Consider the following 15,504-nt stretch of genomic DNA (forward strand, 5'->3'; position numbering starts at 1 on the left):
TGCCGGGCGCGCTCTGGCGCTGCCGGGCGCGCTCTGGCGCTGCCGCGTGAGGGCGCCTATGTCTGCGCTGCTATCAAGGGAGATAAACATGCACGTGACAACCGCTGACAAGCGCGCGGCGTTCAAGAAGATGCACGAGAGCGGATGCTTCATCCTGCCCAATCCGGTCGATGTCGGCAGCGCCAAGGCGTTGCAGCATCTCGGTTTCAAGGCGATTGCCTCATCGAGCGCGGGCTTTGCCTGGACCATCGGCAAGGCCGACAACCACGTCACTGTCGAGGACGTCTGTCAGCATCTGGCAGCATTGAGCTCGGCGGTCGATATTCCGGTGAACGCCGATTTCGAGGGCGGCTTCGCGGTCGAGCCGGACAGGGTTGCGGACAATGTCGAGCGCTGCGTGCGAACCGGCGTTGCCGGTCTGTCGATCGAGGATTCCACCGGCGACAAGGACAAGCCGATCTACGAGCGCACGCTCGCGGTCGAGCGCATCAGGGCCTCGCGCAAGGCGATCGGCGACAGCGGCACGCTGCTGGTCGGCCGCTGCGAAGCCTATTTGTGGGGCGTGACCGATCTCAAGCTGGTCATCGACCGGCTCACCGCTTACGCGGACGCCGGGGCCGACTGCCTCTACGCGCCAGGCCTCAAGACCCGCGAGGATATCGCCGCAGTGGTGAAGGCGGTGCACCCAAAACCATTCAACCTGCTGATCGGTGCTTCCGGCCTGTCGTTGCAGGAAGCCGCCGACCTCGGCGTACGCCGGATCAGCGTCGGTGGCTCGCTTGCCCGCGCCGCCTGGGGCGGCTTCATGCGGGCGGCGAAGGAGATGGCGGAGAAGGGCACATTCACCGAACTCGGCCGCGGCTATTCCGGCGGCGACCTCAACAAGATGTTCAGCTAGCAAACGAAGAGCGGCGGGACATTGTCCCGCCGCTCTCACGTCTCATTGCGAACTATTGCTTCGCGCCGTCTGACGGCGTCTGCGTATCCGGCGCCGGCTTTGCGGCAGGTGTATCCGGAGCCGGGGCTGCCGGCTTGCTCGGTGCAGCACCCGTGGTCACGCCCGGGCCGGTGTTGGTGCGCGGCGTCACGTCGCGCATGCCGGGAGGCGCGGCCGGATTGGAGGGCTGCGTCTGTGCCGTCTGCGAGGCCGGTGCGTTGCTGGCCTGATTGGTCGTGCTGGTATTGTTCAGGCCGTAGAACACGGCACCCAGCACCAGTGCAATCGCAACGGCGAACAACGCAACCTTGCCGCTGGAGGCGGGGCCTTCGCCAAGCTCGGGATCGGCCTGAAGGTCGGCATCCCGGCGCGCCGCGCGAAGATACTCATCGTCGGCGAGGTTCGGGCGGTACGGATCGTTGGGAAAACGGTCGTCAGCCATCGATTAGGTCTCCTCGGTTATGACGGCCGGACAACCCGTGGATGCGAGATTCTGTTCCGCGTTCCCTATGCTTTCGTCTCATGTTGCCCTTATGCCGGGAATCGGGAACCTGTCTGGCAGGGAACTGGACGCGAGTTCCATTGCCGCGACGAAGGGAACAAGCCCAACGGAACAAGCCCAAGGGAATAAGCCATGTGGAGTCTGCCGCCGACGGATAGCGTACTGCATTTCCTGTCCCTGGTCGCGATAGCCGCCCAGGGCATGACGGCGGCGCTGGCTGCCGGACGCCGCAGCATGGACTGGTTAGGAGTCTGCTTTCTCGGCTGCATCACCGCGCTCGGCGGCGGTACGTTGCGCGATCTCTTCCTCGGACATTATCCGTTGGCGTGGGTACAAAACCCGACCTACCTCGCGCTCGCCGGCGGTGCCGCTTTCCTCACCATCCTGTTTGCGCGTCTGGTGCACCGGTTGAAGGTCGCCTTCATCGTGCTCGATGCCATCGGGCTCGTCGTCTTCACCATGATTGGCTGCGATGTTGCCTGGCAGATGGATGCCTCGCTGCCAATCGTAATCGTGTCCGGTATGGTGACGGGCTGCGCCGGCGGCGTGCTCCGCGACGTGCTGTGCAACGACGTGCCGCTGCTGTTTCGCTCCGAGCTCTATGCCAGCGTCTCGGTGGTGACCGGCCTGTTCTACGCCACCGCGTTCGGCCTCAAGCTCAACGCCGAGATCTGGACGATCCTGACCTTCGTGCTCGGTCTCAGTTTCCGCCTGCTCGCGGTGCGCTACAGATGGGAGATGCCGAAATTCGTGTTCACGGGGGACGATGAGAAGTAGAGGTTGCGTCGCCGCACTCTATCCACGTCGTCATTGCGAGCGCAGCGAAGCAATCCAGGAGTTTTCCGCCGAGGGATTCTGGATTGCTTCGTTGCATCAGCGCAAAATTGCTTCGCAATTTTGTCGCGAGCCCCTCGCAATGACGGGGAGAGACTATTCTTCCCTCCGCGCCTTCGCCACCTGCGCCGGCGTCACCAGCACGCCGGCATTGCCCCAGGAATTGCGGATGTAGTTCGTGACTGCCGCGATCTCCTCATTGGACAGCTGCTTGGCATAGCCCGGCATCTCGCCGGTGTTGGGCGCGCGCGGCGTGGTCACGGTGCGGGCGCCGTCGAGAATGATGCGCAAGGTGGAGGACGGATTGATCGATTGCAGCAGCGCATTGCCCGGCAGCGGCGGATAGATCCGCGGTGTGCCCGAGCCGTCGGCTTCATGGCAGGCGATGCAGAGCTTTGCGTAGACCGCTTGCCCGGCCTCCATCTCGGCTTCGTCGGGCGGCGTCACGATCGTCTCGCGCCGTGCCGGCGGCAGGCTCTTCAAGTAAACCGCGATCGCGCGCACATCGGCATCGCTCATCTTCGAGGTCGACTTGACGACCACTTCCGCCATCAGCCCGCCTGCGTGGCTCCTGGCGTTGCGTCCGCTCTGCAGATACTCCGTGATATCAGCCTCGCTCCACGATTTCAGCCCTGTGCGGGTGGCGCCATCGAGGCGCGGGGCAAACCAGCCGCCGATCTCGTTGCCGGATAGCGCCTGCGCCTCCTTGTTCGCACCGAAATAATTCTTCGGCGTGTGGCAGGCGCCGCAATGGCCGAGCCCGGTGACGAGATAGCCGCCCCTGTTCCAGGCCGCGCTTTTGCTCTGGTCGGGTTCGAACAGGCCGGGCTTGAAATACACGGCGTTCCAGACCCGCATCAAGCCGCGATAGCCGAACGGCCAGCGGAGCTCGGGCTGCTTGTTACGGCTGACGACAGGCGCCAGCGTGCCGAGATAGGCGCGGATCGCAAGCGTGTCGTCCTTCGTCATCTTCGTGAAGTAGGGGTAGGGGAAGGCCGGATAATAGTTCGAGCCGTCAGGCGCGATCCCGGTGCGCAAGGCGCGGGTGAAATCGGCATCTGGCCAGGCGCCGATCCCGGTGTCGCGGTCCGGGGTCAGGTTCGGCGCGTAGATCGCGCCGAAGGGGGTGTCGATGCGCTTGCCGCCCGCGAACGGTTTGGCGGGATCGGCGGTGTGGCAACCCGCGCAGTCGCCGGCCTCGACCAGCGTCTTGCCGTAGGCGATCAGCTCCGGTGACGGCTCGGCAGCCACGCTTGCAACCGCACTGCACAACGCCAAGCCCGCGAGCGCCAAGCCAGCCAGAATCGTCCGCATCAAAGCCACTCCTGCGACCATCGCCCGCATCCCCGCACGAGGCCGCGTCAATTCATTTCGCGACGGCGGGGGTATGGTGACACAAATTGAAAATGCCCAGCGTGTTTCAGGCCACGAAATTGCGATTTTTACCCGGCGCCGCCCAAGCGGCAGATTTGTGATGCGGAGCGTGAAATATCCGACATAGAGTGGCGGAGTTGGTCGGCGCGCCCTAGCTAAAAACAACGGGCAGGCAACGGCTTAAGTCAGCAAGACCTGAACAGGGCGGCAAAGAGGACAACATGGGCATCAACCAGGGTCCGATCAGTCTCGATCAGAAATACACCCAGCAGACGGGACACGTCTTCACCACGGGCATCCAGGCGCTGGTCCGCCTGCCCATGGCCCAGATCCGCCGCGACCGTGCCGCAGGGCTGAACACCGCAGGCTTCATCTCCGGCTATCGCGGCTCGCCGCTCGGCGGCTACGACCAGCAGCTCTTTGCCGCCCGCAAGCATCTCGAAGCGTACAACATCAAGTTCCAGCCTGGCGTGAACGAGGATCTCGCGGCCACCGCCGTTTGGGGCTCGCAGCAGCTCAATCTCTCGCCCGGCGCCAAATACGACGGCGTGGTCGGCATCTGGTACGGCAAGGGCCCCGGCGTCGACCGTTGCGGCGACGTGTTCCGCCATGGCAATGCCGCGGGCTCGGCCAAGAACGGCGGCGTACTGTGCCTTGCCGGTGACGACCACGGCGCAAAATCCTCCACCGTCCCGCATCAATCCGACCATGCCTTCATGTCGGCGCTGATGCCGTATCTCTATCCCTCGAGCATCCACGAGATGATCGAGATGGGCCTGCTCGGCATCGCAATGTCGCGCTACTCCGGCTGCTGGGTCGGCATGAAGGTGATCACGGAGACGGTGGAGACCACCGCCGAGATCGACCTCACCGACGAGATGAAGCCCTTCATCATCCCCGCCGATTTCGAGCTGCCGCCCGGCGGCCTCAATCTGCGCTGGCCCGACGACCGCTTCGAGCAGGACCGCCGCCTGCAGGACTACAAGGGCTTTGCCGCGATCGCCTTTGCGCGCGCCAACAGGGTCAACCGCGTCACCATGGATTCGCCGAATGCCCGCTTCGGCATCATGGCCTCGGGCAAGAGCTATGAGGATGTGCGTCAGGCGCTGCGTGAGCTCGGGATCACCGAGGAGGTCGCCGCAAAGATCGGCCTTCGCCTCTACAAGATCGGCATGCCATGGCCGCTGGAGCCGGAAGGCGTGCATGAATTCGCGGTCGGCCTAGAGGAGATCTTCATCGTCGAGGAGCGCCGCGAGATCGTCGAGAACCAGGTCAAGCAGGTGCTGTTCAACTGGCGCGACGACGTTCGCCCGCGCATCGTCGGCAAGATGGACGAGCACGACAAGCGCTTCCTGACCTTCGCCGCCGAGCTCAGCGTCGCCTCGCTCGCGACCTCGCTCACCGAGCGACTTCTCAAGCTCGATCTCAATCCCGAGATCGCCGAGATGCTCCGCGTCAAGGCCGACTGGTTCAACGGCCGCCAGGCGACCCAGATGCAGGCGGTCGCACCCGTTTCCCGAACCCCCTATTTCTGCTCCGGCTGCCCGCACAACACATCGACGAAAGTCCCCGAAGGCAGCCGCGCCATGGCCGGCATCGGCTGTCACTTCATGGCGCTGTGGATGGACCGCTCGACCGAGACCTTTACCCATATGGGTGGCGAGGGCGTGCCGTGGGTCGGCATCGCCCCCTTCACCAACGAGAACCACATCTTCGCCAATCTCGGCGACGGCACCTATTTCCACTCCGGCCTGCTCGCCATCCGTCAGGCAGTCGCCTCCAAGACCAACATCACCTACAAGATCCTCTACAACGACGCGGTGGCCATGACCGGCGGCCAGCGCCATGACGGCGATCTCTCGCCGCAGCAGATCACCTTCCAGCTCCACGCCGAGGGCATCCGCGAGATCTATCTGGTCTCGGAAGCGCCCGACACTTATCCCGCCGACACCATCGCGCCCGGCGTGAAGAAGTATCACCGCGACGAGCTCGACCGCGTCATGAGGATGTGCCGCGAGTACAAGGGCACCTCGGCGATCGTGTTCGTGCAGACCTGTGCCGCCGAAAAGCGCCGCCGCCGCAAGCGCGGCCTGATGGAGGATCCGGCGCGCCGCGTCATGATCAACCCGGCCGTCTGCGAGGGCTGCGGCGACTGCTCGGTGCAGTCGAACTGCATCTCGGTCGAGCCGCTGGAGACCGAGTTCGGCCGCAAGCGCGCCATCAACCAGTCATCGTGCAACAAGGACTATTCCTGCGTGAAGGGCTTCTGCCCGTCCTTCGTCACCGTCGACGGCGGCAAGCCGCGCCACCGCGCGCCTGGCGAGCTCGCTGATATCGGTGAGCTGCCCGAGCCGGCCTCGCGCCCGACCCTCGACAAGCCCTACAACATCGCGGTCGGCGGTGTCGGCGGCACCGGCGTTCTCACCATCGGCGCACTGCTCGGCATGGCTGCCCATATCGAGGGCAAGGCCTCGATGATCCTCGACATGTCCGGCCTCGCGCAAAAAGGTGGCGCGGTGCTCAGCCATGTCCGCCTGTCCGATCATCCGGCCGAAGTGACCTGCTCGCGCATCGTCACCGGCACGGCCGATCTCGTGCTCGCCGCCGACGAGGTGGTTGCGGTCGCCAAGGATACGATCTCGCTCTGCGATTCCACCCGCACCCGCGGCATCATCAACAGCCACGTCATTCCCACCGCCGATTTCGTCCTCAATCGCGACTTCAACTTCCAGACCCGCAAGCTGAACGGGCTCTTGGAAACCGCGCTGCACAAGGACTCCGTCTTCTTCGACTTCACCAAGCCGGCCGAGCAACTGCTCGGCGATGCCATCGCCACCAACATGATGATGATGGGCTACGCCTATCAGAAGGGCCTGTTTCCGCTGTCCGCGGAAGCGATCGAGCAGGCGATCGAAGTCAACGGCGTCTCGATCAAGATGAACAAGGAAGCCTTCCGCCTCGGCCGCCTCGCGGTCGCGGATCCCAAGCGGCTTGCGGACATGCTGAAGGGGACGGACGAGGTCGTGGCGCCCAAGACGCTGGAGGCGATGACTCTGGACGAGGTCATCGAGCATCGCGCCAAGCACCTGGCCGCCTACCAGAACAGCCGCTTGGCCAAGCGCTATCGCAAGCTGGTCGACCAGGTTCGCGATGTCGCGGTGAAGGGCGGCTATGGCGATGCGCTGCCGCGCGCGGTCGCGGTGAACTACGCAAAGCTGCTGGCCTACAAGGACGAATACGAGGTTGCGCGCCTGTTCAGCGACGGCGCCTTCGAGCAGCAGCTCCGCGAGCAGTTCGAAGGCGACTTCAAGTTCAGCTTCAATCTGGCCCCGCCGATCCTCGGTGGCGGCCTCGACCCGCTGGGACGTCCGAAGAAGCGCACCTTCGGCCCGTGGATGCTCAACGTCTTCCGCGTGCTGGCGAAGTTCAAATTCCTGCGCGGCACGGCGCTCGACATCTTCGGCCGCAGCGCCGACCGCAAGCTCGAGCGGGATTTGATCGCCGGCTACGAGAAGGACGTCGCCACGGTGCTCGGCTTGTTGTCGCCGGTGACGATCGACACCGCGGTGGAACTGCTCTCGCTGCCCGACCGCATCCGTGGCTACGGCCCGGTGAAGGAGAAGGCGGTGGCGGATGCAAAAGCCCGCTACGCCCAACTCGCCGCCGATCTCGCGAGCCCGCCGCCCGCGCCGCGGCAGATCGCGGCGGAGTAAGGCGGTCTCGTAGGGTGGGCAAAGCGCAGCGTGCCCACGTCTTCGGCATTGATCTCCGCGAGATGGTGGGCACGGCGCGTTGCGCCTTTGCCCACCCTACGGCACCATCCGTTGTGCTGCCTGTCGGGCAAAACACCCAAGTGAGGGGTCAATCCCCTGTCACAAAAACATTCCACTTTACCGAAATTCGGAATTGTCGTATCCGTGCGTTACCTCATCCCTCTCAGAGGGGCGTATCGCGATCGTCACGAAACGCGGGGTGAGCGGCGGTGGACGCGGGCTGCGTCACGCGAGCGATTGTCTCGCGGCACGACGGGCGCGGTCTCGCGTACGGCAAAATCGTGTGGTCCTGACGCCCGGGGTCTGTGCGTCAAGTCTTGCGATCGCTCGCAAGGCGACGGGGGCAATAGTGCAACGCTCCCCGGGGAGAGCACGACATAAGCCGTAAAGCCACTGCGCAGGGAAGGCCGGATGTCTGGCCACACCTGTATGCCACTGTGCAGCCTCTTGTAGCGCAACCTTCGCACAGTGGACCGTGGGTGCCCGGCCGGCACCCGGTCTTCCCTGCGCCCTCTGTTCCGACAGGGGAGCGAGACGGAAGCAAGGCTCGGGCGTGAAGCGCCGCGAGGTTGCTTCAACGCGCTCGCAATGCTGTTGAGGCAAGTCGCACTCCATAACCGTCATCCTGAGGCGCTCGCCTCTTCGGCGAGCCTCGAAGGACGACGGCCCGCCTGTCGCGGCGCGGCTGTCGAGATAGCCGGGCCGTGCATCCTTCGAGGCTCCCGGCGCGATGCATTGCATCGCGCCACTCGCGCCTCAGGATGACGGAATGGGAGTTGCGCCAACCCGCTACCCCTCTCGCGGGGCGGAATATTTCCGCCCTTGCCAATCAGCCCACTGCGGTTCAGAAAAAAGAGCCAAGAAGAAACGCGAGCGGAGACCTCTGTTTTGACCATCAAGGGCAAGGCCTACATTGCCGGGATCTACGAACACCCGACCCGGCATGCGCCGGACAAATCCACCGCCCAGCTCCATGCCGAGGTCGCCAAGGGCGCGATCGAGGATGCCGGGCTCTCCAAGGACGATGTCGACGGCTATTTCTGCGCGGGCGACGCGCCCGGCGGCGCCTGGCCGATGGTCGACTATCTCGGCCTCAACACCAAGAAGCTCCGTCACGTCGATTCCACGGAGACCGGCGGCTGTTCCTACATCATTCATCTCGGCCATGCCGCGGAAGCCATCGCCGCGGGCAAGTGCTCGATCGCGCTGATCACGCTCGCCGGCAAGCCGCGCACCGGCGTGATGCCGCCGCGCGCGGCCGGTGCGGAAGCCGATTTCGAGTCCGCTTATGGTGCGACCACCCACAATGCCTATGGCATGTGTGCCATGCGCCACATGCACGACTACGGCACCACCAGCGAGCAGCTTGCCTGGATCAAGGTCGCGGCCTCGCATCACGCGCAATACAATCCGCATGCGATGCTCAAGGACGTCGTCACCGTCGAGGACGTCTTGAACTCGCCGATGATCTCCGATCCCTTGCATCGCATGGATTGCTGCGTCGTCTCCGACGGCGGCGGCGCGCTGATCGTGACCACGCCGGAGATCGCCAGGAGCCTGAAGAAGCCGCTGGTCAAGCTGATCGGCCATGGCGAAGCCATGAAGGGCCCGCGCGGCGGCAAGGATCTCGATCTCACTTACTCTGCCGGCATCTGGTCCGGCCCCCGCGCGTTCGAGGAAGCCGGCATCACGCCGAAGGACATCAAATACGCCTCGATCTACGACAGCTTCACCATCACCGTGCTGATGCAGCTCGAAGACCTCGGCTTCTGCAAGAAGGGTGAGGGCGGCAAGTTCGTCGCCGACGGCAATCTGATCTCGGGCGTCGGCAAGCTGCCGTTCAACACCGATGGCGGTGGTCTCTGCAGCAACCACCCCGTCAACCGCGGCGGCATGACCAAGATCATCGAGGCCGTCAGGCAGCTGCGCGGCGAGGCGCATCCGAAGGTGCAGGTTAGGAATTGCGATCTCGCCATCGCCCACGGCACCGGCGGCCTTCTGGGTGTTCGCCACGCCGCCTCGACCGCCATTCTGGAGCGCGTGTGATGGTAGATGCAAAGAAATATCCGGCGCCGGTGACGAACCCCGAGACCGCGGCGTTCTGGGACGCCGCCAAGCAGGGCAAGTTCATGATCAAGCGCTGCACCGCCTGCGGCGAAGCGCATTACTTCCCGCGCTCGATCTGCCCGTTCTGCTACTCCGACAAGACGGTGTGGGAGGAAGCCTCGGGCGAGGGCACGATCTACACCTGGAGCCTGATGCGGAAATCGCCGACCGGCCCTTACGCCATCGGCTACGTCACGCTGAAGGAAGGCCCGTCGGTGCAGACCAACTTCGTCGACTGCGATCTCGAGAAGCTGAAGATCGGCCAGAAGGTGAAGGTGGTGTTCAAGCCCACGGATGGCGCGCCGCTGCCGTTCTTCACGGTGGCTTAAGTATCTTCTCCCCTCATGTCCGCCGAAGCCTTGGCGAAGGCGGATGTGGGGGAAGGTGGCGCGAAGCGCCGGATGAGGGGTATCGCTCCGCGGGGAAAGCTCTCGTCGTGGAAGCAACCCCTCACCCAAATGAGTTTGTTGCGGGCAGCATCTGGCCCTCTCCCACAAGGGGAGAGGGCGCATTAATAGGCGCCGCCGCCCGCTGAAAGAACGCCGGGAGGAAACCAGAAACATGTCCGCCAGATACGAAGAACTGAAATCCCTCAAAAACCTCGGCCAGAAATACGCCTACACCGACCGCGAGGTGATGCTCTACGCCTACGGCATCGGCCTTGGCGCCGATCCCATGGACGAGAACGAGCTCGCGTTCGTCAACGAGGGCACATTCACGCCGCGTCCGCTCAAGGTGGTGCCGACCTTCGCGTCCGTTGCAGCGTGGGGCTCCGGTCCGGGCGAGATGAACCTAAATCGCGTGATGGTGGTCGACGGCGAGCGCGACATCACCTTCCACCAGCCGCTGCCGGTGGCTGCCAACATCACCGCCGATTCTTCCGTGCTCGAGGTCTACGACAAGGGCAAGGACAAGGGCGCCGTCATCGTGCACCAGACCGTGCTGAAGAACGAGAAGGGCGAGAAGCTGGCAACGCTGGTCGCCTCGCGCTTTGCCCGCGGCGACGGCGGCTTTGGCGGGCCGAACCTGACCCAGCCCGATCCGCACAAGATCCCCTCGCGTAGCCCAGACAAGACCATCGACATCACCACGCGCCCCGACCAGGCGCTGGTCTACCGCCTCTGCGGCGACCGCAATCCGCTGCACTCGGACCCCGAGTTCGCCAAGAAGGCCGGCTTCCCGCGCCCGATCCTGCACGGCATGTGCACCTATGGCATCACCTGCCGCGGCGTGCTCCAGACCTATGCCGACTACGACGCTTCCGCGTTCCGCCAGCATGTCGCGCGGTTCTCCTCGCCGGTCTATCCCGGCGAGACCGTGACCATGGACCTCTGGAAGGACGGCAACGTGATCTCGTTCGAAGCCAAGGTGAAGGCGCGCGGCGTCGTGGTGATCAAGAACGGCAAGACGGTGTTGGGTTAGGCCGGTCTCGTGCCCCGGACGCAGCGCAGCGCTCCCTAAGCGGTGCGCTGCAGAGCCGGCCCAGAGAGGCCACCAAGAAAGAACTGGGTCTCGGCTCTGCGCCGCAGCGTTTCACGCTGCATCGCGTCCGGGCCACGATAAAAACAAACAGGGAGAGGCCACCATGGGACTACTCGACGGCAAGGTTGCGCTGATCACCGGCGCGGGCGGGGGCCTCGGTGAGGCCTACGCAAAGCTGTTCGCGCGGGAAGGGGCCTCCGTCGTGGTCAACGACCTCGGCGGGCCCCGCGACGGCTCCGGCGCCGACAAGTCCGTGGCGCAGCTTGTGGTGGACGCGATCACGGCCGAGGGCGGCAAGGCGGTCGCCAACGGCGCCGACATCTCCACCATGGAGGGCGGCCAGTCGGTGTTCGACGACGCCATCAAGCACTTCGGCCGCGCCGACATCCTGGTCAACAATGCCGGCATCCTGCGCGACCAGACCTTCGCAAAAGCCACCGAATCGGACTGGGACAAGGTGATCAAGGTGCATCTGAAAGGCACCTTTTGTTGCACCCTGCCGGTGTTTCGCTGGATGCGGGAAAACGGCGGCGGCGTCATCGTCAACACCTCCTCGACCTCAGGCCTGATCGGCAATTTCGGCCAGACCAATTATGGAGCTGCCAAGGGCGGCATCTGGGGCCTGTCCAACGTGCTGGCGATCGAGGGCCGCAAGTACAACATCCGGATCTGGACGCTGGCGCCGGGCGCCCTGACCCGCATGACCGCAGACCTGCCCCGCTATAAGGAGAACCCGGGCGCCGCGCTGGGGCCGGACGGCATCGCGCCGGCCGTGCTATACATGGTCAGCGATTTGTCGGGCGACCAGACCGGCAAGGTGCTGGGCGTGTCCGGGCCCCGCGGCGTGCGCGAGATGCGGATGATGGAAATGGAAGGCTGGAAACCGCCGCACACGGGCTGGAAGGCCCAGGACATCGCCGATCATGCCAAGGAGATTTTCTTCTCCGAGGAGCAGATCAAGATGGGGGCGCGGAGGTTTTAGGCTGGTTTGTCGTTCCGGGGCGATGCGAAGCATCGAACCCGGAACCTCGAGATTCTCAGGTGCGCAATTGCGCACCAGAGTTCGGCTCTGCGAGCCGCCCCGGAATGATAGAGAGAGACGAGACTGATGAAACTCACCGCCGACGCCAAGGGCACTTTCGCAATCGCGCCGACACCGTTCCACGACGACGGCCGGATCGACGAGCGCTCGATCGACCGCCTGACCGATTTCTACGAGGAGGTCGGCTGCGACGGCGTCACGGTGCTCGGCATCCTCGGCGAAGCGCCCAAGCTCGACGCCACTGAAGCCGAGCAGGTCGCGGTGCGCTTCGTCAAGCGCGCGAAGAAAATGCAGGTGATCGTCGGCGTCTCCGCGCCGGGCTTTGCCACCATGCGCTCGCTGGCGAAGGCCTCGATGGATGCGGGTGCGGCCGGCGTCATGATCGCGCCGCCGCCGTCGCTTCGCACTGATGACCAGATCATTGGCTATTTCAAGCAGGCGGCGGAAGCGATCGGGCCTGATGTGCCCTGGGTGCTCCAGGACTACCCGCTGACGCTCTCGGTGGTGTTCACGCCCGCCGTGATCCGCAAGATCGTCATGGACAATCCGAATTGCGTGATGCTCAAGCACGAGGACTGGCCGGGGCTGGAGAAGATCACGACACTGCGCGGCTTCCAGAAGGACGGTTCGCTCCGTCCGCTCTCGATTCTCTGCGGCAATGGCGGCACGTTCCTGGACTTCGAGATGGAGCGCGGTGCCGACGGCGCCATGACCGGCTACGCCTTCCCGGAGCTTCTGATCGACGTCGTGAATCTCTCCAAGGCCGGCAAGCGCGATGCCGCGCATGACCTGTTCGACGCGCACCTGCCGCTGATCCGCTACGAGCAGCAGCCCGGTGTCGGCCTGACCATCCGCAAATACGTGCTGCAGAAGCGCGGCATCATCGCCTCCAGCGCCCAGCGCAAGCCCGGCGCGACCATCACGGCGATGGCGAAGGCGGAGGTCGAGTACCTGCTGTCACGCGTCGCCCGTGTCGACAAGCGCGCCAATCTCGGCCCGCAATCAAGCGCCGCGGGTTAGTCGCATGGCCGAGACATCAGCATCACGCCCGGCCTCGACCATTCTCCTGCTCCGCGACGGCGCTCAGGAGATTGAAGTCTTCATGATGGTTCGCCATCATCAGATCGAGTTCAGCTCGGGCGCGCTGGTGTTTCCCGGCGGCAGCGTCGATGCCGGTGACAAGGAGATCGTCGCCCGCACCGATCTGTATTCGTGCGGCGAGGGCTTGAGCGAAGCGGACCGCGGCTTCCGCATCGCCGCGATCCGTGAGACCTTCGAGGAAAGCGGCATCCTGCTGGCGAGCTCGAGGGAGACTGGTGCGCCTGTCGATGCCAAGCGTGCCGGCGAACTCGCAGATCGGCACCGCGTCGCGCTCAACGAGCACAAGGTCAGCTTCCTGAGCATCCTGGCCGACAACAATCTGCAGCTCGCGCTCGATTCGCTGGTGCCTTACGCGCACTGGATCACGCCCGAGGGCATGCCAAAACGCTTCGACACCTGGTTCTTCCTTGCCGCAGCGCCGCCCGATCAGCTCGGCGCCCATGATGGGCGGGAGTCCACCGATTCAATTTGGGTCTCGCCGCGCGAGGCGGTGGAGGGCGGCGAGAGCGGTCGCTTCAAGCTGCCGTTCCCGACCACGCGCAATCTGATCCGGCTGGCGAAGCAGCCAACGGTGCAGGCCGCGATGGAGCATGCCAGGGGCTTGTCGATCGTCACGGTGATGCCGGTGATGACCAAGACCGAAACCGGCCGCCAGCTCCGTATCCCCCGCGAGGCCGGCTATGACGGCGAGGTGTTCGAGGTGGGGGCACTAGGCTAAGACACTTCGACACCCGACGAAGTATTAAGGACTGCGGTCGCGCTAGGTTCCGTCCATCGCGAATGGATGGGACGCACAGAGTGGACAACCGGCAGGACACCAACATCGCCGTCGAGCTGGCGCTCCTGGTCGCGCTCGCAACGCTCTGGGGTGGTTCCTACACCTTCATCAAGCTCGGCGTTGCCACCATCCCGCCGATCACGCTGATCGCGGCGCGCACCACGATCGCGGGCCTGTTGCTGCTGGCCGTCATGTGGGCACGCGGCGTCCAAATGCCGACGGATGCCGCGACCTGGCGGCGGTTCGCGTTCCAGGCCGTACTCAACAGCGTGATCCCCTGGACGCTGATCGCCTGGGGCGAGCGCCACGTCGATGCCGCGCTGGCCACCATCCTCAACTCGGCCGGACCGATCTTCACCTTCCTGCTCACTGCAATCGTGACCCGTCACGAAGCGACGACACCTCGAAAGCTGTTCGGCGTCGTCGCCGGCATGGCCGGCATCCTGCTGATCGTCGGCGTCGATGCCTTCCATGACGTCGGCGGCGGCCTCGTCGCCGAGGCCGCGATCGTCGCCGCCACCATCTGCTATGCCTGCGCCGCGATCTTCGGCCGCAGCTTCAAGGGGCTCGATCCCATGGCGCCGGCAGCCGGCTCGCTGCTGGCCGGGGCCGCCGTCCTGATCCCGGCCTCGCTCATGGTCGAGCAGCCCTGGACGCTGTCGCCCTCGCAAAGTTCAGTGTTGGCGCTGCTCGCGCTCGCCGTGTTCTCGACGGCCGCAGCCTTTGCGATCTATTTCCGCCTGATCCAGACCCTGGGCTCGGTCGGCACCACCGCGCAGGCCTATCTCCGCGTGCCTATCGGTGTCGCCATCAGCGTCGCCCTTCTCGGCGAGAGCCTGAGCCGGACTGCCTGGATCGGGCTAGCCTGCGTCGTCCTCGGCGTCGCCGCCATGACAATCCCGGCCCGGCGGCAGGCAAGCGTCAAACCGTCATAGGGGGACGGGGGCTCCGAGGCCACAATATTAAGGATAACCGGCGGCCCGAGGCATGTTTCCCCCGGGCGGCAATACGTCGTATATTGGGTCTCCAGTAGCCCGGTCCCCCCAAGACACGAATGTCCGCCGAATTGACGCCGACCCCTGAGAAAAAGCGAACCTTCTCGCTCTCCATCGGCCAGCTCACCTTCGGCAGCTTCCTGCTCGTGCTGGCGGTGATCATCGTCACATCGACCGCGAGCGTGATCGCGATCCGGCACATCGATACGACCTTTGCCGAGCTGCAGCGACTCCAGAGCGTCGGCGACCTCGCCGAGGACATCGACCGCCGCATGAACGAACTGCGTCTGGCCGCGCGCGACTTCGTCACCGATCCCGGCGCCGGCACCCAGTTCCAGCAGGTCGGCGAGGCGGCCTCGACGCTCAGCGACATCCTGAAGAAGACCCGCATCGAGCTCGCGCCCGAGCAGCAGGACATGATCGACGGGGTCACCGAGCGGCTTGCGACCTATCGCACCGGCCTCGAGCGGATCTCGACCCTGATCGATCGTCGCGCCCAGCTGCTCGCCAACCTGCCGCCGCTGCGCGACCAGTTCGATGCAGTCGTCGCAGGCACCGCCGACCGCGAGCTGGCCTCGCG

At 64.9% G+C, this 15,504-nt stretch carries 12 protein-coding genes and 1 pseudogene; 11 read left to right on the top strand and 2 right to left on the bottom strand.

The window, feature by feature from the left end; genetic code table 11:
• Window positions 1-88: 88 nt before the first annotated feature.
• Window positions 89-898: an oxaloacetate decarboxylase gene (locus MOV74_RS14385; RefSeq protein ID WP_246922972.1), complete on the top strand. Its 810-nt coding sequence runs from the start codon at window positions 89-91 to the stop codon at window positions 896-898.
• A gap of 52 nt (window positions 899-950) precedes the next feature.
• Here MOV74_RS14385 and MOV74_RS14390 read toward each other — a convergent pair whose 3' ends face one another.
• Window positions 951-1,379 (bottom strand): hypothetical protein, encoded by a 429-nt coding sequence (locus MOV74_RS14390; RefSeq protein ID WP_246922975.1) that lies wholly within the window; start codon window positions 1,377-1,379, stop codon window positions 951-953.
• A gap of 192 nt (window positions 1,380-1,571) precedes the next feature.
• On the opposite strand from MOV74_RS14390, the gene MOV74_RS14395 reads away from it, so the two are divergent.
• Window positions 1,572-2,216, top strand: a complete 645-nt coding sequence (locus MOV74_RS14395; protein WP_246922977.1) for a trimeric intracellular cation channel family protein — start codon at window positions 1,572-1,574, stop codon at window positions 2,214-2,216.
• Window positions 2,217-2,369: 153 nt separating this feature from the next.
• On the opposite strand, the gene MOV74_RS14400 is transcribed toward MOV74_RS14395, so the two are convergent.
• Entirely contained in the window at window positions 2,370-3,587 is a 1,218-nt protein-coding gene (locus MOV74_RS14400) for a cytochrome c (RefSeq protein ID WP_246922980.1), read from the bottom strand.
• A 281-nt stretch (window positions 3,588-3,868) separates the two neighbouring features.
• Here MOV74_RS14400 and MOV74_RS14405 point away from each other — a divergent pair, with 281 nt between their 5' ends.
• The 9 genes and pseudogenes from MOV74_RS14405 to MOV74_RS14445 all read left to right on the top strand — a co-directional run.
• Window positions 3,869-7,360, top strand: coding sequence for an indolepyruvate ferredoxin oxidoreductase family protein (locus MOV74_RS14405; protein ID WP_246922983.1), 3,492 nt, complete (start codon window positions 3,869-3,871; stop codon window positions 7,358-7,360).
• A 948-nt stretch (window positions 7,361-8,308) separates the two neighbouring features.
• Window positions 8,309-9,466, top strand: coding sequence for a thiolase domain-containing protein (locus MOV74_RS14410; protein WP_246922986.1), 1,158 nt, complete (start codon window positions 8,309-8,311; stop codon window positions 9,464-9,466).
• Window positions 9,466-9,855, top strand: a complete 390-nt coding sequence (locus MOV74_RS14415; RefSeq protein ID WP_091957356.1) for a Zn-ribbon domain-containing OB-fold protein — start codon at window positions 9,466-9,468, stop codon at window positions 9,853-9,855. The genes MOV74_RS14410 and MOV74_RS14415 overlap by 1 nt, the downstream gene beginning before the upstream one ends.
• A gap of 232 nt (window positions 9,856-10,087) precedes the next feature.
• Complete coding sequence (locus tag MOV74_RS14420) at window positions 10,088-10,948, top strand: MaoC family dehydratase (RefSeq protein ID WP_246922988.1); 861 nt, start codon at window positions 10,088-10,090, stop codon at window positions 10,946-10,948.
• Between the two features lie 163 nt (window positions 10,949-11,111).
• Window positions 11,112-11,990 (top strand): SDR family oxidoreductase, encoded by an 879-nt coding sequence (locus tag MOV74_RS14425; RefSeq protein WP_246922991.1) that lies wholly within the window; start codon window positions 11,112-11,114, stop codon window positions 11,988-11,990.
• Window positions 11,991-12,116: 126 nt separating this feature from the next.
• The gene (locus tag MOV74_RS14430) at window positions 12,117-13,070 is read left to right on the top strand and encodes a dihydrodipicolinate synthase family protein (RefSeq protein ID WP_246922994.1); all 954 of its coding nucleotides are present in this window, start codon (window positions 12,117-12,119) and stop codon (window positions 13,068-13,070) included.
• Window positions 13,071-13,074: 4 nt separating this feature from the next.
• Window positions 13,075-13,869: an NUDIX domain-containing protein gene (locus tag MOV74_RS14435; RefSeq protein WP_246922998.1), complete on the top strand. Its 795-nt coding sequence runs from the start codon at window positions 13,075-13,077 to the stop codon at window positions 13,867-13,869.
• Between the two features lie 80 nt (window positions 13,870-13,949).
• A complete protein-coding gene (locus MOV74_RS14440) occupies window positions 13,950-14,864 on the top strand; it encodes a DMT family transporter (RefSeq protein WP_246923001.1) in 915 nt (304 codons plus the stop codon).
• A gap of 119 nt (window positions 14,865-14,983) precedes the next feature.
• Window positions 14,984-15,504: pseudogene (locus MOV74_RS14445) on the top strand (histidine kinase); the annotation flags it as partial.

Origin of the sequence: Bradyrhizobium sp. SHOUNA76 (genome assembly GCF_023006445.1) — a bacterium.
Lineage (GTDB): Bacteria > Pseudomonadota > Alphaproteobacteria > Rhizobiales > Xanthobacteraceae > Bradyrhizobium.